Source organism: Granulicella sp. L60, assembly GCF_009765825.1.
Taxonomy (GTDB): domain Bacteria; phylum Acidobacteriota; class Terriglobia; order Terriglobales; family Acidobacteriaceae; genus Edaphobacter.
This window is the reverse complement of sequence record NZ_LMUR01000018.1, coordinates 73,830-91,797: the sequence shown is the minus strand read 5'-3', so window position 1 is coordinate 91,797 and position 17,968 is coordinate 73,830. Positions and strand designations below refer to the sequence as shown.

Below are 17,968 nucleotides of genomic sequence, written 5' to 3'. Positions count from 1 at the left end.
CTGTTCCTCCTGCCGTTACCGTCACCAAACCCCACCCGCCCCACCCCAAAAAACCCGCATCCGATATCCTGACAATGAAAATGAAGATCTCCAGCATCAACCGTTTCTTCAACATTCTCTTCGGAGCCCTGGCCATGCTCATGGTCGCTCTCGTCTCCGCCTTCATCGCCATGCGCCTCGCCATCCACGGCCGCGAGGTCAAAGTCCCCAACCTCACCGGCCTCACCCTCGCCGAAGCCAGCCGTCTCACCTCCTCCCTCGGCCTCAGCCTCAACCTCGAAAACCGCTTCTACTCCCCCACCACCCCACCCGACCACGTCCTCGCCCAGTTCCCCGCCCCCGGCTCCACCGTCCGCCGCGAGTGGCCCGTCCGCGTCACCGAAAGCCTCGGCCCGCAGGAGGTCTCCATCCCCAACGTCCTCGGCCAAAGCGAGCGCACCGCCTCCATCAACATCCGACGCCTCGCCCTCGACCTCGGCGTCGTCGCCCGCATCTCCGCACCCGGCCCCGCCGGCGTCATCCTCGCCCAGACCCCAAGCCCCAACGCCACCGGCGTCGACCGCCCCCGCGTCAGCCTCCTGATCAGCGAAAGCCCCCCCGACACCCGCCCAATCTCGTCCGCAACCTCATCCGCCGCCCGCACCGACCCACAAGACAGCTCACAGGAACCCTCCCAAGACCTCCCACAAGACGTCATCGAAAGCCCCGAATCCCCCCAGGCATTCGTCATGCCCTCCCTCGCCGGCCTCACCCTCGCCGGAGCCTCCGCCCGCTGCACCGCCGCCGGCCTCCACATCGTAAGCGCCGAATCCCTCAACGCCCCCACCACACCCACAGCGCCCACGGCAACCCCAACCACCCCAACACCCCAGCCAGCCGCCACATCCACCGCCCAACCCGTCTCCTTCGGCACCGTAGTCGCCCAAAGCCCACCCTCCGGCCACCGCGTCGTCAAAGGCGACCCCGTCCACATCACCCTCACCAACTAACAACCCACCGCCCTCCTAATACACACACCCGGACAAATGAGCCGTCCGACCCCCAAAAGCATCTAGAATTAAACAAACAAAGGAACGCCCATGCCCACACTGACCGAAGAACTCGTAGAACTCCCCAAGCTCACCAACGATGAGATCGCCCGCTACTCCCGCCACCTCATCCTCCCCGAGGTCGGCATGGAAGGCCAGCAGAAGCTCAAAGCCGCTAAGGTCCTCTGCGTCGGCACCGGAGGCCTCGGCGCCCCGCTCGCCCTCTACCTCGCCGCCGCCGGCGTAGGCACCATCGGCCTGGTCGACTTCGACACCGTCGACGCCTCCAACCTCCAACGCCAGATCATCCACTCCACCGCCACCATCGGCAAGCTCAAGGTCGACTCCGCCGAGATCATGCTCAAGGGCCTCAACCCCACCGTCAACGTCGTCAAGCACAACACCATGCTCACCTCGGCTAACGCCATGGGGATCTTCAAGGACTACGACGTCATCGCAGACGGCACCGACAACTTCCAGACCCGCTACCTCGTCAACGACGCCTGCGTCATCCTCAAAAAGCCCAACGCCTACGGCTCCATCTTCCGCTTCGAAGGCCAGGCCTCCGTCTTCGGCACCGAGGAAGGCCCCTGCTACCGCTGCCTCTACCCTGAACCGCCACCGCCCGGCCTCGTCCCCTCCTGCGCCGAAGGCGGCGTCCTCGGCATCCTTCCCGGCCTCGTCGGAGTCATCCAGGCCACCGAGACCATCAAACTCATTTTGGGAATAGGAGAGCCTCTGATTGGCAGGCTTCTCCTCGTAGACGCCCTCGGCATGAGCTTCCGCACCCTCAAGCTCCGCAAGAACCCCGAGTGCCCCGTCTGCGGCCCCAACCCCACCGTCACCGAACTCATCGACTACGACCAGTTCTGCGGCATCACCCCGCCCAGCTCCGTCGGCCCCCTCGAAGTCTCCCGCGACAAGGCTGTCACCGACCTTCCCGTCGTCGATGGCATCCCGCAGATCTCCGTACAGGAGCTCAAGCGCAAACTCGACGCCAAAGAGAACATCTTCGTCCTCGACGTCCGCGAACCCCACGAGTACCAGATCGTCAATATCGGCGCGACACTGATCCCCGTAGGAGAAGTAGAGCGCCGCGCCTCCGAACTGGCCACCAAAGAACTCGCCGGAAAGAAAGACGCCGAGATCATCGTCCACTGCAAGTCCGGCGCCCGCAGCCAGCGAGCCTCCCTCGCCCTCAAACAAGCCGGCTTCACCAACATCTCCAACCTCACCGGCGGCATCCTCGCCTGGGCCGACAAGATCGACCCCTCCCTGCCAAAGTACTAATCCCCACAACAACCCAACAACGGCCTGGGCTCCCTACCCAGGCCGTCTCTATTGCACTCGCCGTTGCCCACCCTTTGTTTGCCATTCCGCAGCGCAATTTTGTTTGTCATTCCGCAGCGAAGCGGAGGAATCTGCTGTTGTCGCTGCACTTGCTGTTGTCGCTGCACTTGCTGTTGTCGCTGCACTTGCTGTTGTCGCTGCACTTGCTGTTGCCCGCCCTTTTGTTTGTCATTCCGTAGCGAAGCGAAGGAACCTGCTGTTGCGGTTAAACTTGCCGTTGCCGCTGCACTTGCGCTGCACTCGTCGTAGCCCCTCTGTCCGTCACTTGGCAAGGATCCGCAGTTGCCTTTGCACCTGAGGTAAAGCGAGGCTTCAGCCTCGCGTCTAAAACCCACCCCCAAGCCCCCTCCACTCTGCCGAAGGCCGGAGCGAAAGGCGAAGCCGAAGCGACTAAATATTGTCTTTGTTTTTGCCTCTCCTCCCTAACCTGCCCAAAACCCTGTCAACCCCCAAACCCACCCAACTCCTTGTAAATAAAACAGATTCCCCTTCCCCTTGCGTACTAGTTACCCTCCAACCGCTAGAATAGAACTAGAGAACAAAAAGAAAGGCCCGGCGCACAGCCGGGCCTTATCTCCTTTAGAAAGACAATTTTAGCAGTAACCCATCTCGAATGACGATTTTACAGACTGCAAAATATGCAAATCATTGTAAATAAACAGTTTATCAAAGGGTCACCCCCCAGGGGTGGGGGTACCCTCAACCCGTTTACTCCGCCTTGTCTTCAATCTCAAGCATCTGCAGACAAAGCGGCCGCTCCAACATGCAATCCATGCGCGCAATCGAAGCCAGCGCATGCTCGATGGTCGAGGTCAAACAAGGCTCCGTCGTCACCACAAACGGCAGCCGGTGCTTCGGATACCCCCGCCGCTGCAGAATCGAGTCGATGTTGGCCCCAACCTTCGTCAGCGCGCCCGAGATAGCCGACACGATCCCCGGCTTATCGTCCACCACGAAGCGCATATAGTGCGGAGCCATGAAGTCGCCCACAACCTCTCGCCTGCGCACCGGCAGCTTCACCGTCGTGCAACCCTGCGCCACCGCCAGCAGGTCCGAGACCACCGCAACCGCCGTAGGCTCGCCGCCCGCGCCATGGCCCGAGAACACCACGTCGCCGCCGAACCTGCCGCTGACCACAACCATGTTCTGCGTCCCATGCGACCACGCCAGCGGAGAGGCCAGCGGCACCAGCATCGGTGCCACCCGCGCATGCACCACCTTGCCATCGAGCTCCGCACGCGAGATCTGCCGGATCGTACAGTTCAACTCCTTGGCGTAAGAGAAGTCGATCGACTCCACCTCCGAGATCGTCTGCGTCGCCACCGCGTCCGGATCGAGCTCCGCATGCATCGCGATCCGCGACAGGATGCATAACTTGGCCCGCGCATCGTAGCCGTCCACGTCGACCGAAGGATCAGACTCGGCATAGCCAAGCTGCTGCGCATCCGCCAGCACCGTCGCATAGTCCGCCCCGGCCTCCATGCGGCTCAGAATGTAGTTGCACGTCCCATTCAGAATGCCGCTCAGACGCGTCACCTGATCACCGCCAAGACCCTGCAACATACCAGGAATCACCGGCACGCCACCAGCAACTGCCGCACCATGCGCCAGGTACACGCCATGCTTCGCAGCAAGTTTTTCGAGCGACGGACCGCGATACGCGATCAACTGCTTGTTCGCCGTCACCACCGACTTGCCCGACGACAGAGCCTTGCGCAGCCAGCCCTCCACCGGGTTCAACCCGCCCATCAGCTCCACGACGATATCGACATCCGAACGCAGGATCACATCGATATCCTCCGTCCACACAACGGACGAAGGAACCGCCTTCGCCGCCTCGGAGCCCGCCTTGCGCGCCACATTGCGGTTGAAGATATGCGTCAGCTGCAACCCCGGAAACTTCGACGCCGCCAGCACACGCGCCACCGAAGCACCCACCGTCCCGAACCCGAGCAACGCAACCTTTGCCACAGCCCCCGTCCCCGCCTGCTTGCCTGAACTCTGCTTTTTCTTCTTCATCACCATCTCTTAGTAGTCGATTCTGTCGAATTGCGCGCGCCATGCGTCAAAGGCTGAGATCGCCTCTCCCGGTAATAGATTCACTGCAGGAATCTTGCGCTTGTCGATAGGAAACTTCATCTCGCCGTAGAGAAAAGCATCGTCAAAGCCAGCAGCAGCAGCATCCGCCGCACAACAGCCGTAGAAGATCGCCTCCAGACGAGCCCAATAGATCGCCGCAAGACACATCGGACAAGGCTCGCAGCTGGAATAAATCTGACAACCGTAGAGTTCAAAGCTGCCGAGCGCGGCACATGCGTTACGGATCGCCGTAATCTCGCCATGCGCCGTTGGATCGTTCGTGGAAGTCACAAGGTTCGCGCCACTCGCGACAATCTCGTCGCCGCGCACAATGACCGCGCCAAACGGACCTCCGCGGCCCGAGGTGACGTTCTCCGTCGCCAGCGCGATTGCCCTCTGCATAAACACTGGATTACCTTGCATCTGGATGATGATCCTCGTTGTACGCTGGATGCGACTAGAGTTACGGGATAATCAGATTATGGCACATGCCTTCCTCTCCAAACGCATCGTGACACCACAAGGCACACGCGAGGGCGCGCTTCTGGTAGAGAACGGCCGCATACGCGCCATCTGTAGACAGAGCGAGATCCCCGCAGATGCGACCATTCACGACTGCGGCGAAGACGCTCTGCTGCCCGGACTCGTCGACACGCACGTCCACATCAACCAGCCCGGACGCACCGAATGGGAAGGCTTCCGCACCGCCACCCGCGCAGCCGCAGCCGGCGGTTACACCACACTCGTCGACATGCCCCTCAACTGCCTGCCCGAGACCACAACCGTAGACGCCCTCGAGCAGAAGCGCCGAGCCGCCAAGGGCGAATGCTTCGTCGACTGGGCCGCGTGGGGCGGAGCAGTCGCGGACAACCAGCAGCACCTCCTCCCGCTGGCCCGCGCAGGAGTTCTGGGCTTCAAGTGCTTCCTCATCTATCCAGGCTGCGATGGCTTCACCATGATCGACCAGCAACAGCTTGAAGCCGCACTGCCTTTCATCGCCGAGTCTGGACTTCCTCTTCTGGTACACGCGGAACTCGCCGGTCCTATCGACGCAGCTGTAGAGCGCTTACGCGATGCAGATTGGCGGAGATACCAGACCTACCTGGCATCGCGACCGGACGAGGCCGAACTCCAGGCCATTCGGTTGATGATCAGGCTATGCCGACAATATAGCTTCCGCCTCCACATCGTTCATCTCTCCACCGCGTCCGCCTTACCAGAATTAGCCAACGCCCGTGCTGAGGGCCTACCCATTACAGTGGAGACCTGCCCGCACTATCTACACTTCGCTGCGGAGACGATCGCAGACGGAGAAACACTGTTGAAGTGCGCTCCACCAATTCGAAGCCAGGCGAACCAGGACGCACTGTGGCGAGGCCTACACGACGGAATCATCGACATGATAGTCACTGATCACTCGCCTTGTCCGCCGGAGATGAAAAGCGAAGAGTCTGGGCGCTTCGATCTGGCTTGGGGTGGAATCGCCAGCCTCTCAATTGCGTTGCCCGTCATCTATACCGAGTGCTTGCGTCGGAAGTTCACGCTCAACGATCTTGTCCGCTGGATGTGTGCCTCTCCAGCAGCGCTCGCCGGACTTCGACACTGCGCAGGAATACTCGAAGCCGGCCGTGACGCGAGTTTCGTCATCCTCGATATGGAGACACGGTTTGTCGTCACTCCTGAGATACTGCACTACCGTCACGTAGTATCTCCGTACATGAGAGAGTCTCTAACTGGCTTGGTGAAAGCGACGTACCTCCGCGGCGAGCTCGTATATAGCGACGGGAGTTTTACTCTGGCGCCGTCGGGACGTGAGATCACGTTATAGTATTCAGACGCATATGAACCCAGCCCTGGTTCGATGGAACTCGCTAAATCATGAGGATGCGACTCGTGAAATCCTTTCCTGTTGCGGCTCCCAAGCATGGGCTGCAGCACTAGCTTCCAGACGTCCTTTCGCTGATGAAGCTTCTCTGGCCGCTTTCTCTACCGAGATTTGGTTCGCTCTGCCAGAGATGGATTGGCAGGAGGCTTTTGGGAGTCACCCACGCATTGGGCAGAGACAGGCGCAGTCGTATGCCACAGACAAGTCCCTGCAATGGTCAGTGCAAGAACAGCAGACCGCTCTCTCTCCTGATGATTCCACGAAGCTCATGTTAGAGGAAGCAAATCAGCGATACGAACTAAAATTTGGCTGGGTCTTCATAGTCTGCGCCTCCGGCAAGACGCTCGCCGAGATCCTCGATATCTTGAATATGAGGACGCTGAACGACGCCGCCAGCGAACTCCATGAGACTGTGGAACAACAACGCCAGATTACCGAGCTTCGTCTTCGACGCTGGCTGGAGGCAGAATAGCCATGGGTATCTCAACACATATTCTCGATACGACACGCGGCAAGCCAGCTATCTCAATGCCTGTCTCGCTCTCTCGGATGTCAAACGGGTTGTGGATCTCCGTTCACGAGGCAATCACCGATGGGGATGGCCGCTGCAAATACCTGCTGCCTCCTGGGGAACTCCTGCTGCCGGGCACGTATCGCGTTCATTTTGACACTGCGTTCTACTTTGAACAACATGCAGAGAAAGGCCTTTATCCCTATGTTGAGATCGCCTTTGTCGTATCGGATGACAAACAGCACTATCACATTCCACTGCTCCTCACCACGAACGGCTATACCACCTATCGAGGAAGTTGACCGATGATTGAACTCGCTGAAAATCGGTATGGAAAGTCCTGTGTTCGCCTGATGAAGGTCACGCGTCACGAGTATGGTCATGAGATCTATGAATGGACTGTTCAGGTGCTATTGAAAGGCGACTTCGACGCCGCTCATCTCAACGGTGACAATAGCAAAATTCTGCCGACGGATACGATGAAAAACACTGTCTATTCCATTGCTCGGACTTCCACAGCTCCCTCTATGGAGGAATATGCAATGGAACTCGCAGACTTTCTGCTCGAGCGTAATCAACAGGTCGAATCGGTATCGATTCAAGTCGAAAGCGTTTTATGGAAACGCCTCACCGTCGATTGCAAGCCGCATCCGAGTGCGTTCATGCGGGGGAGTAACGAGCTTCAGATCACCAATGTAGAGAAGACCCAGGGCAGGAAGTTTCACATCCTCTCGGGGCTCGATCAGCTTGTCCTACTTAAGACGGCGAACTCTGGATTCGAAGGCTATATCAAGGACTCACTTACTACTCTGCCAGAGACCAAAGACCGTCTCTTTGGTACTGCCGTCAGTGCGCGGTGGAGATACATTTCTTTTGTTCTGGACTTCGAGGTTGTACGTACAACTCTTCGCGAGGCCATTCTTCGCACCTTCGCAGATCACAACAGCAAATCCGTGCAACAGACTCTCTATGCAATGGCTGAAAGCGCCCTCAGCGAAGTGCCTGAGATAGATGAGATAGAAATCACAATGCCAAACAAGCACTGCCTTCTCGTTGACCTCTCTCGTTTTGGCCAGGACAACCCGAACGAGATCTTTGTGCCTACTGACGAGCCGCACGGGTACATCGAGGCGAAGGTTCGACGCAGGCCATAAGCCCGCACATACACGTAACTATGACAAGCACAAAGATAAATCGCGCTGCCTTCGTCATTGCTCGCTGTCGAGAGATCGCGGGATTCACTGAAGTTTCGGGCGAGACGACTCGCTTCTTTCTGACGCAATCGATGCACGCCGTGCATGCGTTGCTTAGGAGATGGTCGGAGGGCATCGGTATGACAGTGCATGTGGATGCAGCAGGTAATCTACGTGCGTTCTGGCCAGGCTCTTCGCCGAAATCGCCTCGGCTGATCATCGGCTCGCATCTGGACACGGTTCCGAACGCAGGCGCGTTCGACGGCACCCTTGGCGTCGTTCTAGGTATTTCGATCGTCGAGCAGTTGCGTGGGAAACATCTCCCCTTCGCTATAGAAGTCATCGGCTTTTCAGAGGAAGAAGGGGTGCGCTTCAACAAGCCATTCCTCGGAAGCCTAGCTGTCGTAGGAAAGCTCGATGCCGAGATACTCGCGCTAAAGGATTGCGATAGCATAAGCGTCAGCGAGGCTATTCGAGCGTTTGGGCTTGATCCCGCGCAGATCCCGGAAGCCATTCTTTCGGAAGAGGCTTTCGCCTATCTCGAGCTACATATTGAACAGGGTCCTGTACTCGAGAGTGAAGAGACTCCGCTGGCGGTTGTCGAAGCGCTGGTCGGCCAGACTCGGATGCAGTTGACTTTTTCAGGCCAGACAAATCACGCTGGAACTACGCCCATGCATCTACGGCATGACGCTTTGGCAGCCGCTGCCGAGTGGGTCGTCTCTGTGGAACAGTACGCTGGCTCATACAACGGTCTGGTCGCAACTGTCGGAAAGATTGAAGTATCGCCCAGTGCCGGAAACGTCATCGCAGGGCATGTACCAGCTTCGCTGGACGTGCGCCACGCTAATGATGAGATCCGTAAATTAGCTGTGGCCACTCTCCAGCAAAGCGCGGAGCAAGCTGCGGCGAAGCGTGGAGTCCGAGTCACGGCGTTTAGCCAATTGGATCAATCCGCTGTGCCGCTGGATCTGAGACTGGCCGCCATCCTTCAAGAGGCAGCGACGCGCGCAGGCATTACTAGCCGAAGGATGGTCAGTGGAGCGGGTCACGACGCTATGATCCTCGCCCCTTATGTCCCCTCTGCCATGCTTTTTCTACGTAGTCCTGGGGGACTCAGCCATCATCCCGACGAAACCGTGTTATCGACAGATGTCGAAGCGGCGCTCGCCACGGCAATGGAGTTCCTTGAACTGCTGCGCGGCGATATCGCAATCCCTAAGGAGCATCATGCATAAGCTCGGATATACCCGCAGCACCAGCCAACGTGGCCATCTGCTGCATACCCCGGATACTTTCGTGCGAACAGTACTGCCCGGCATGGAACACGCCACCGCCGTAGTGCATATCTCACCTGCAGGTGGTGCAGCCTTCACGCAATATAGCGCGGATCTTGAACCTGGCGGCAACCTCGGCATCACATCGAATCAGCGTTTCATTTACGTGCTGGAGGGTGCCGCAGATCTAGCAACTGAGACGATCTTTCATCCGCTCACTACTGGCAGTTATGCATATCTTCCTGAGGACTGTCCCCATACTCTTACAGCCCAGCAGACGACGCGGCTTGCAGTTATTGAAAAGCCTTACGAGAGTCTGGGCTCCACAGCATCTCCGGATGTACTCGTAGGCCACGAGGATAAAGTGCTATCGGTCCCGCTCAACGACGACCCTGATCTTCAGGTCCGCAACCTGTTGCCAAACTCTTCGTCCTTCGACTTTGCCGTCAACACGATGACTTACCAGCCGGGCGCCGCGCTCAGCATGGTTGAGGTTCATGTTATGGAACATGGCCTCCTTATGCTTGAAGGTGGAGGTATATATCGACTCGGCGAACAGTGGCATCCAGTAGCAGCGGGCGACTTCATCTGGATGGGGCCGTATTGCCCGCAGTGGTTTGGTGCTATCGGCAAGCGACCTGCGAAGTACCTTATCTACAAGGACTGGAATAGGAATCCATTGGTCTAGTCGCAATCAGGAGCTTGAAGCATGCAGATTGAGATTGACCAGGTGCGGTTACTCAACGAACTCAACACTCTGTCTACTTACACAGATGCTGAACCAGTTCGCGATGGCACTTCGGTCACGCGTGTTGTCTTTACCTCCGATGATCTTCACGCTCGCGCCTGGGTGAAGGAGCTTGCGCTTGCGGAGGGCTTTTCGATCAGGGAAGATGCTGTTGGCAATACGTTCATCCGCTGGACAGGCATCGATCCTGAGCTGCCTGCAGTGGCCACTGGCTCTCACATCGATGCGATTCCGCATGCGGGTATGTACGACGGAACCGTGGGCGTTTTGGGTGGACTTGAGGCGATGCGCGCACTCAAGCGAAGCGGGCTGCGGCCTCGACGCTCCATTGAGCTTGTGGTGTTCACCTCGGAGGAGCCGACTCGATTCGGCATCGGTTGTCTTGGCAGTCGCCTGCTTTCGGGCACGCTCGATGCTGACCGCGCCGACGCGATGAAGGACAAGGGCGAGAGTACGCTGGCCGATGTCCGCAGCGCAGCAGGGTTCTCAGGGACGCTCTCTTCGGTCCGGCTGCCGGACAACTACTATCATGCGTGGGTTGAACTCCATATCGAGCAAGGGCCTCTGCTGGAGCGTGAAGGAGTTCCTATCGGCATTGTTACTAGCATCGCGGCTCCCGCTGGTTACCGGTTTACGATTACAGGCTTCGGCGGACATGCTGGAGCGTTGCTGATGCCGGATCGTAAGGATGCGCTCTGTGCTGCTGCGGAGATGATCCTGTCCATCGAGAGACACGCTCTCGCTACTGGCGCGATCGATACGGTTGCGACTGTCGGGGTCTGCGATGTCTATCCGGGCGCAGTCAACAGCGTTCCAAGCCGTGTTGTGCTGCAACTCGACATCCGCGATACCGATCCTGCTCGGCGCGAAGGCGTCATGCAGGCCGTGCGGCGAGACTGCGAGGAAATCCGCAAGCGCCGCGGCTTTACGATTGCGGAGGAACTGGTCAACGCGGATTCTCCGGCGCAGTGCTCTCTTCACACCATTCAGTACCTGGAAGAGATCTGCCGCGAGCAAGGCATCGCCTGCAAGAGGATGGTCAGCCGCGCTTACCACGATTCCCTGTTCATGGCTCGGATTGCGCCCATCGCCATGATCTTCATACCCTGCCGGAACGGCGTCAGTCATCGGCCGGACGAGTATGCTTCTCCGGGCGATATCTCCACAGGAACATATGTACTTGCCTCAGTCCTTGCTAAGCTAGCAGCAGAGTAGACACCAACCACGCATGGCCATCGAATCCATCAATCCCGCAACCGGCAAACTAATCCGCAGCTTCAACCCGCTCAGCGATGAGGCGGCGCGGCAGAAGATCACACTTGCCGCCGAGGCGTTCCGCGACTACCCGAATGTGCCACTCGAACATCGTGCTTTGTGCATGCGTAAACTCGCGGCCATTCTTGAGCATGAGACGGACGATCTTGCTGCATTGATCACGCTCGAGATGGGCAAGCCGATCGACGGCGCTCGATTCGAGATCCTGAAGTGTGCGAACGCTTGCCGATACTATGCCGATCACGCGGCACGCATGCTGGCTCCGGAGTCTATTCCCGGAGGTGACCACTACAGCTACGTGCGCTGGGATCCGCTTGGCGTTGTGCTTGCCGTGATGCCGTGGAACTTTCCCTTCTGGCAGGTCTTCCGCTTTCTGGCGCCTGCGCTGATGGCAGGCAACGTCGCTCTGCTGAAACATGCGCCTAATGTGCCGCAGTGCGCGCTCGCGATCGAGTCGCTGGTGCGACGTGCAGGATTTCCCCGAGGCACCTTCCAGAGTCTGCTGCTGGAGGTACATCAGGTCGAGATGGTGCTCGGCGACGACCGGATCGCCGCGGTGACGGTGACGGGCAGCGAGCGAGCTGGGCGAGCTATCGGCGCGCAGGCTGGATGGCTGATCAAGAAGTCGGTTCTGGAGCTTGGTGGAAGCGATCCGTTTATCGTGATGCCTTCTGCCGACCTTGATCTTGCGGTTGAGACCGCGGTGCAGGCGCGGTGCGTCAACAGCGGTCAGTCGTGTATTGCCGCCAAGCGATTCATCGTTGCGGATGAGATCTATGACAGGTTTGAACAACGTTTTGTTGCGGGCATGGAGGCCGTCCGGGTGGGCGATCCCATGAAGGAGGGGACCGAGATCGGTCCGCTGGCTACGGTCCAGATGGTCGAGCATCTGGAGGCGCAGGTGAAGGCGGCGACGCGGGCCGGCGCGCGTGTGCTGACGGGCGGCGAACGGATGCTGGGCGCGGGCAACTACTTCGAGCCTACGGTGCTGACGGGCGTTCCGCGCAGCTCCGCGGTGTATCGCGAGGAGCTGTTCGGACCGGTTGCGATGCTCTTCCGCGTGCAGGACCTGAATGAGGCGATCGCGGTGGCTAACGATACGCCGTTCGGGCTCAGCGCTTCAGCGTGGACGCGCGATCCGGCAGAGCAGCAGCGGCTGGTCTCGGAGCTGCAGTGCGGCGGCGTGTTCCTGAACGCCATGGTGGCAAGCGATCCGCGTCTGCCGTTTGGAGGCATCAAGCGTTCCGGTTATGGGCGCGAGCTGTCGGCTGCGGGGATGCGAGAGTTCCTGAACGCGAAGACGGTGGTGATCGCTTCGGCCGGTTCGGTGAACGAGATCTCGGGCGATGCGTACCTTTCTGACGCTGCGGACTGATTCGCCTTCCGCAATTCCCTTCTTTCACGGCCTTGTGAAACACGAGGCGGTTGTTTTCGGATAAGCTACGGTGTTCCTTCGAAGCGGTCCTGGTTCGTCGGGAAGCTTGGTGGAGCAGATGTATCTTTCAACCGGAGAGAATTATGTCCGATCTTAAGTATTTCAGCGGCTTCGGCAATGAATTTGCTACCGAGGCCCACCCAGGCGGCTTGCCTGTTGGCCAGAACGCTCCTCAGAAGGCTCCGCTGGGACTTTATACCGAGCAGTTGAGCGGTAGTCCGTTCACTGCGCCCCGGCTGTTGAACCGCCGGACTTGGACGTATCGCATTCGTCCGTCGGTGATGCACAAGCCTTACGGGCGGATCGGCAACGGCATGGTGCGGTCGAGCCCGTTCGACGAGCAGGAGACGACGCCGAGCCAGCTTCGCTGGGATCCGCTTCCTCTGCCGACTGCGCCGACGGATTTCGTGGACGGTCTGACGACGCTGGCGGGCAACGGCGACCTGACCATGCACTCGGGTGTCGCGATCCACATCTATGCGGCGAACAAGAGCATGACCGACCGCTTCTTCTACACCGCGGACGGCGAGCTGATGTTCGTGCCTCAGCTTGGCCGGATGATGCTGCATACCGAGCTGGGCATTCTAGAGCTTTCGCCGGGCGAGATTGCCTTGGTGCCGCGCGGCATCAAGTTCCGCGTGGAGCTGCTGGATGCGCAGGCGCGGGGCTATCTGCTGGAGAACTACGGTGCGACGTTCCGGCTGCCGGAGCTGGGTGCGATCGGCGCGAACGGACTGGCGAACAGTAGGGACTTTCACACTCCTCATGCTGCTTACGACGACCGCGACAACGGGCGTTTCCAGGTGGTTGCCAAGTTTCAGGGCAATCTTTGGGCGACCGACTTCGACCACTCGCCGCTGGACGTGGTGGCGTGGCATGGCAACTACGCGCCGTGCAAGTACGACATGGCGCGGTTCAACTGCATCAACTCGGTGAGCTTCGACCATCCGGACCCTTCGATCTACACCGTGCTGACTTCGCCGAGCGAGATTCCGGGGACGGCGAACGTGGACTTCGCGATCTTTCCTCCGCGCTGGCTGGTGGCGGAGCATACGTTCCGTCCGCCGTGGTTTCACCGCAACTTCATGAACGAGTTCATGGGGCTGGTGAAGGGCGAGTATGACGCGAAGGCCGAGGGCTTCGTACCGGGCGGGGCCAGCCTGCATAACTGCATGAGCGGGCATGGGCCGGATGCGGAGACCTTTGAGCGGGCGAGCAAGGCGGAGCTGAAGCCGGTGAAGCTGGAGGGCACGCTGGCGTTCATGTTCGAGACGCGGTTTGTGTGCCGTCCGACGAAGTTCGCCATGGATACGGCGGCGCGTCAGCATGAGTACTACACGTGCTGGCAGGACCTGAAGAAGAACTTCCGTCCCTGAGCAAGGGGTACCCCCACCCCTGGGGGTACCCTATGCTAAAGTGCTTCGATTCAGCGAGATACTAAATTTGGTGCCTGTAAAATATTCATTCGATATGGGTTACGGGTAAAAATTTGTTTCTAAAGGAGATAAGGCCCGGCTGGTGCGCCGGGCCTTTCTTTTTGTTCTCTAGTTCTATTCTAGCGGGTGGAGGGTAACTAGTACGCAACCTGAATCTCCGCGCCTGGCGCGGGTTTTCGTTGCTTGGGGGCTTGACAGACAAATGCATGGCCTGCCGGCCGGGCCGCCTGCTCGGCGGGAGGTCACTTCGTGACTTGTATACCCCTTCGGGTGGGCCTCCCGTTGGTCGGCAGGATGATGATTCCGACCAACGGGAGGACTTATTCCTTCGGCGCGGGATGGGCAGGTATACGCGTCACGAAGTGACCTCCCGCTGAGTAAGCGGCCCGTCCGGCAGGACAGAGTCTTTTGAGCAGGGAAACCGCAGGCAAAAGCGCGTCGCCATTCCTTCGCTGAGGCCTCCGCTCTCTACGGAGATCTCACCGCCGTTTTTTTCTACCAGCTCCTTCGTGACCCAGAGGCCGATGCCGGTGCCCAGCTCGCCCTTGGTGGTGTAGAAGGCATCGAAGACGCGCGGCAGGTTGGCGGCCGGGATGCCGCGTCCGCTGTCCTCGATGAGGATGACGGCGTGGTCGCCGTGTTGGTGAACGTGAAGGTGCAGGCGGCAGGGTTCTTTGGAGAGCGCATCGACGGCATTGGAGATGAGGTTGATGAGGATCTGGCGAAGCTCGTGCTCGAGGATCTCGATGGTGACGCCGGGAGTGTAGAAGCGCTGGATGGCGACGTTGAGGAGATCGCACTTGCGGCGGAAGAGGCCGAGGACGTTCTCTACGGTGGCGGCTACGTCGATGGGGGCGCGGACGCCGGTGCTGCGAACGAAGGTGAGGGTGAGACGGGTGATGTTGGCGAGGCGGGCAAGCTCTTCGTCGGCGAGGTTGAGGTAGGAGCGCGTGTCTTCGCTGAGAGAGGAGTCGAGGCGGGCGAGATAGAGGAGATTAGTGACGGCTTCGAGGGGGTTGTTGACCTCGTGGGCGACGGTGGAGGCGAGGCGGCCCATGGCGGCTAGTTTTTCTGAACGGACGAGGGCGGTCTCCACGAGCTTGCGGCGGGTGACGTCGAAGGTGACGCCGCGCCAGAGGTGGCCGCTGCCGGTGACCTGGACGCCGCGGGTCTCGAGCCAGTGGAGGTCGCCGTTGGGCCAGAGGATGCGGAACTCGATCTGGAGGGGTTGGCCGGTCTGGATGGCGGCGTTGGTGATGTCGCGGACGCGCTGCTGGTCTTCGGGATAGACGAGGGCGATGGGGGAGGCGAACTGCTCCATCTCTTTGAAGGGGCGTCCGAAGATCTCGGTTCCGCCTTCGTACCAGAGGGTCTGGTGGGTTTCGGTGTCGAGGACCCACGCGGCGGACTCGCCTCCGTGCTGGGCCTCGATGAGGGCGTCGGTGCGGGACTGGAGGGTGAGCAGGGCTCCGCGAAGTTTGGCTTCGGTTCGGCGCTGCTTCCAGGCGAGAAAGGTGATGAAGAAGGCGCAGAGGAGCAGGGCGGCGGCGCGTTCGATGTGCTCTTTGGAGAGCGACCACTCGTTCGAGGAAGCGGTTACGTGAGGGTTGGACGAGGCGATGGAGAGGACGACGGCGACGAGCGAGGGGCCGAGTCCGCCGAAGGAGGCTACGCCAGCGATGAAGGCGAAGTGGAGGGCGAAGGGGATGGAGTGAAATTCGGGATAGTGCGTTGTGATCCAGGTGGCGATGAAGGGGAGGATGAAGGCGCAGGCGTAGGCCGCGGGCTTTCGCACACGCTCGTCAGAGTCTGCGGCGACGGGTTCAAGTGGTGCCAATGGCTCTCCCTCAGTATCGGCGTTGATATCTAAACTATTTCGAGGTTAGATGCCGAGTTCGGTGCGGATGGCAGAGGCGATGGTGTCGGCGTGGAGACGCATGAGGGATTCTGATTCGGCTTCGATCATGACGCGGGCGAGGGCTTCGGTGCCGCTGTAGCGGATGACGACGCGGCCTGAGTCGGCGAGTTCGGCTTCGGCGGCGGCGATGGCGGCGACTACGGTGGGGATGGTGTCGAGGGGCTTTTTCTCGCGGACTTTGACGTTGACGATGACCTGGGGGAAGACCTTGAGGTCGGCGACGAGCTGGCCGAGGGTTTTGCCGCTGCGGTGGACGATGTCGAGGAGGAGGAGGGCGGTGAGGAGGCCGTCGCCGGTGGTGCTGCGGCCAGTGAATATGATGTGGCCGGACTGTTCGCCGCCGAGGGCTGCGCCGGTGGCGATCATCTGTTCGAGGACGTACTTGTCGCCGACGGCGGCGCGAAGCATGTGGATGTTGCTGCACTTGAGGGCGGCTTCGAGGCCCATGTTGGACATGGTGGTGGCGACGACGGTGTTGTTGGTGAGGAGGCCGCGGGATTGGAGGTCGCGGGCGGCGAGGAGGAGGACGGCGTCTCCGTTGACGACGTTGCCGTTCTCGTCGGCGAAGAGGGCGCGGTCGGCGTCGCCGTCGAAGGTGATGCCCATGGAGGCTTTGTGGTGGCGGACGGCTCCGGCGACGATGTCGGGGTGGAGGGCTCCGCAGGCTTCGTTGATGTTGCGGCCGTCGGGGCTGGCGTGGGTGATGATGGCTTCGCCACCGAGGCCGGCGAAGAGCTCGGGGGCTACAGCGGAGGCGGCTCCGTTGGCGCAGTCGATGACGATGCGGCGGTTGTCGAGGGAGAGGCCGGGGACGGCGGCGAGGAGGAAGCGGACATATTCGGCGCGGTCGGCTTCGTTGACGGCGGGCGGGATGGTTTGTTTTGGCGCGGTGGTGTTGGCGGCGAGCTGGCGGAAGATCTCGTCTTCGATGGCGAGCTCGAGGGCGTCGGGGAGCTTGTAGCCGTCGGGGCCGAAGAGCTTGATTCCGTTGTCCTGCCAGGGATTGTGCGAGGCGGAGATGACGACGCCGGTGGCGAAGCCGTGGGTGTGGGTGAGAAAGGCGATGGCGGGGGTGGTGATGGTGCCGGCGCTTTCGACGGATGCTCCGCCTGCATCGAGGCCGGCGGTGAGGGTGGCGGCGATCCAGGCGCTGGATTCGCGGGTGTCCATGCCGAGGAGGACTTTGGGGGTGGGAGATTTGGCGGAGAGGGTTTTGCCGAGGGCGATGCCGATGGCGTAGACGGTGGGGGCGTCGAGGGGGGATTGGCCGGCGACGGCGCGGATGCCGTCGGTACCGAAGAGCTTCTTCATGAGGTGCGGGTCTCCGTTGCGTTAAAAAATTTTAGACGATATGTCCTGCCGGACGGGCCGCCTGCTCGGCGGGAGGTCACTTCGTGACTTGTATACCTTGTCGAGGTGGATGAGGTAGGTGGGTCCTCCCGTTGGTCGGGGCAGGGTGGGTTCATTTTGTTTGTTTGATGGTGGCTTCGAGGCTGCCTTGGGCGAGGCGGGCGTGGATGGTGTCGCCTGGGGCAGTTTCGGTGGAGGAGCGGAGGATGACGCCTTCTGCGGTGTAGATGAGGGCGTAACCGCGATTGAGGACGGCGAGGGGGGACAGAGCTTCGAGGCAGGTGGAGGCGCGGTTGAGGCGGGTTTCGCTGGTGGCGAGGGTTTGGGTGGCGACGGTTTGGAGGCGCTGGGTGGCGGCTTGGAGGCGACGGTGGGTAATGGCGATGCGGGTGGCGATGTTCTGGCGGCGGAGGCGATCGGTGAGGGCGGCGAGGCGCTGGGTGTGGATGCGGAGACGGCGGTGGGTGGCGGAGTCGAGGCGGA

The 17,968-nt window shown here is 60.3% G+C and carries 16 protein-coding genes; 11 read left to right on the top strand and 5 right to left on the bottom strand.

Annotated features, from left to right (window positions below; translation table 11 throughout):
• Together GSQ82_RS10765 and moeB are read left to right on the top strand one after the other, a co-directional pair.
• On the top strand, positions 1-989 hold a 989-nt coding region (locus GSQ82_RS10765), incomplete at its 5' end, for a PASTA domain-containing protein (protein WP_216847069.1).
• A 90-nt stretch (positions 990-1,079) separates the two neighbouring features.
• Positions 1,080-2,318: a molybdopterin-synthase adenylyltransferase MoeB gene (gene moeB / locus GSQ82_RS10760; RefSeq protein ID WP_158792303.1), complete on the top strand. Its 1,239-nt coding sequence runs from the start codon at positions 1,080-1,082 to the stop codon at positions 2,316-2,318.
• Positions 2,319-3,086: 768 nt separating this feature from the next.
• Here moeB and GSQ82_RS10755 read toward each other — a convergent pair.
• The gene (locus tag GSQ82_RS10755) at positions 3,087-4,403 is read right to left on the bottom strand and encodes a homoserine dehydrogenase (RefSeq protein ID WP_158792302.1); all 1,317 of its coding nucleotides are present in this window, start codon (positions 4,401-4,403) and stop codon (positions 3,087-3,089) included.
• Positions 4,404-4,406: 3 nt separating this feature from the next.
• Positions 4,407-4,880, bottom strand: a complete 474-nt coding sequence (locus tag GSQ82_RS10750; RefSeq protein ID WP_158792301.1) for a nucleoside deaminase — start codon at positions 4,878-4,880, stop codon at positions 4,407-4,409.
• A gap of 58 nt (positions 4,881-4,938) precedes the next feature.
• Between GSQ82_RS10750 and allB the strand changes: the two genes are divergently transcribed.
• From allB to hmgA, 9 genes are all read left to right on the top strand, one after another.
• Complete coding sequence (allB, locus tag GSQ82_RS10745; protein WP_158792300.1) at positions 4,939-6,285, top strand: allantoinase AllB; 1,347 nt, start codon at positions 4,939-4,941, stop codon at positions 6,283-6,285.
• 13 nt (positions 6,286-6,298) lie between these two features.
• A complete protein-coding gene (gene uraD / locus GSQ82_RS10740; protein WP_158792299.1) occupies positions 6,299-6,814 on the top strand; it encodes a 2-oxo-4-hydroxy-4-carboxy-5-ureidoimidazoline decarboxylase in 516 nt (171 codons plus the stop codon).
• Positions 6,815-6,816: 2 nt separating this feature from the next.
• Positions 6,817-7,155: a hydroxyisourate hydrolase gene (gene uraH, locus GSQ82_RS10735; RefSeq protein ID WP_158792298.1), complete on the top strand. Its 339-nt coding sequence runs from the start codon at positions 6,817-6,819 to the stop codon at positions 7,153-7,155.
• 3 nt (positions 7,156-7,158) lie between these two features.
• Positions 7,159-8,007: a factor-independent urate hydroxylase gene (pucL, locus tag GSQ82_RS10730; protein ID WP_158792297.1), complete on the top strand. Its 849-nt coding sequence runs from the start codon at positions 7,159-7,161 to the stop codon at positions 8,005-8,007.
• A 20-nt stretch (positions 8,008-8,027) separates the two neighbouring features.
• A complete protein-coding gene (locus GSQ82_RS10725; RefSeq protein ID WP_158792296.1) occupies positions 8,028-9,284 on the top strand; it encodes an allantoate amidohydrolase in 1,257 nt (418 codons plus the stop codon).
• On the top strand, positions 9,277-10,011 hold the full coding sequence (allE, locus tag GSQ82_RS10720) for a (S)-ureidoglycine aminohydrolase (RefSeq protein ID WP_158792295.1): 735 nt from the start codon (positions 9,277-9,279) through the stop codon (positions 10,009-10,011). Before GSQ82_RS10725 ends, allE begins: the two co-directional genes overlap by 8 nt.
• A gap of 21 nt (positions 10,012-10,032) precedes the next feature.
• Complete coding sequence (locus GSQ82_RS10715; RefSeq protein WP_158792294.1) at positions 10,033-11,286, top strand: M20 family metallo-hydrolase; 1,254 nt, start codon at positions 10,033-10,035, stop codon at positions 11,284-11,286.
• A gap of 13 nt (positions 11,287-11,299) precedes the next feature.
• Positions 11,300-12,721, top strand: coding sequence for an NAD-dependent succinate-semialdehyde dehydrogenase (locus GSQ82_RS10710; RefSeq protein ID WP_158792293.1), 1,422 nt, complete (start codon positions 11,300-11,302; stop codon positions 12,719-12,721).
• 143 nt (positions 12,722-12,864) lie between these two features.
• On the top strand, positions 12,865-14,157 hold the full coding sequence (gene hmgA, locus GSQ82_RS10705; RefSeq protein WP_158792292.1) for a homogentisate 1,2-dioxygenase: 1,293 nt from the start codon (positions 12,865-12,867) through the stop codon (positions 14,155-14,157).
• A gap of 415 nt (positions 14,158-14,572) precedes the next feature.
• On the opposite strand, the gene GSQ82_RS10700 is transcribed toward hmgA, so the two are convergent.
• From GSQ82_RS10700 to GSQ82_RS10690, 3 genes are all read right to left on the bottom strand, one after another.
• Positions 14,573-16,054, bottom strand: coding sequence for a PAS domain-containing sensor histidine kinase (locus GSQ82_RS10700; protein WP_158792291.1), 1,482 nt, complete (start codon positions 16,052-16,054; stop codon positions 14,573-14,575).
• 45 nt (positions 16,055-16,099) lie between these two features.
• Positions 16,100-17,446: a phosphoglucosamine mutase gene (glmM, locus tag GSQ82_RS10695; protein ID WP_158792290.1), complete on the bottom strand. Its 1,347-nt coding sequence runs from the start codon at positions 17,444-17,446 to the stop codon at positions 16,100-16,102.
• Between the two features lie 151 nt (positions 17,447-17,597).
• A partial coding sequence (locus GSQ82_RS10690) for an exodeoxyribonuclease VII large subunit (RefSeq protein WP_305794667.1) occupies positions 17,598-17,968 on the bottom strand: 371 nt, incomplete at its 5' end.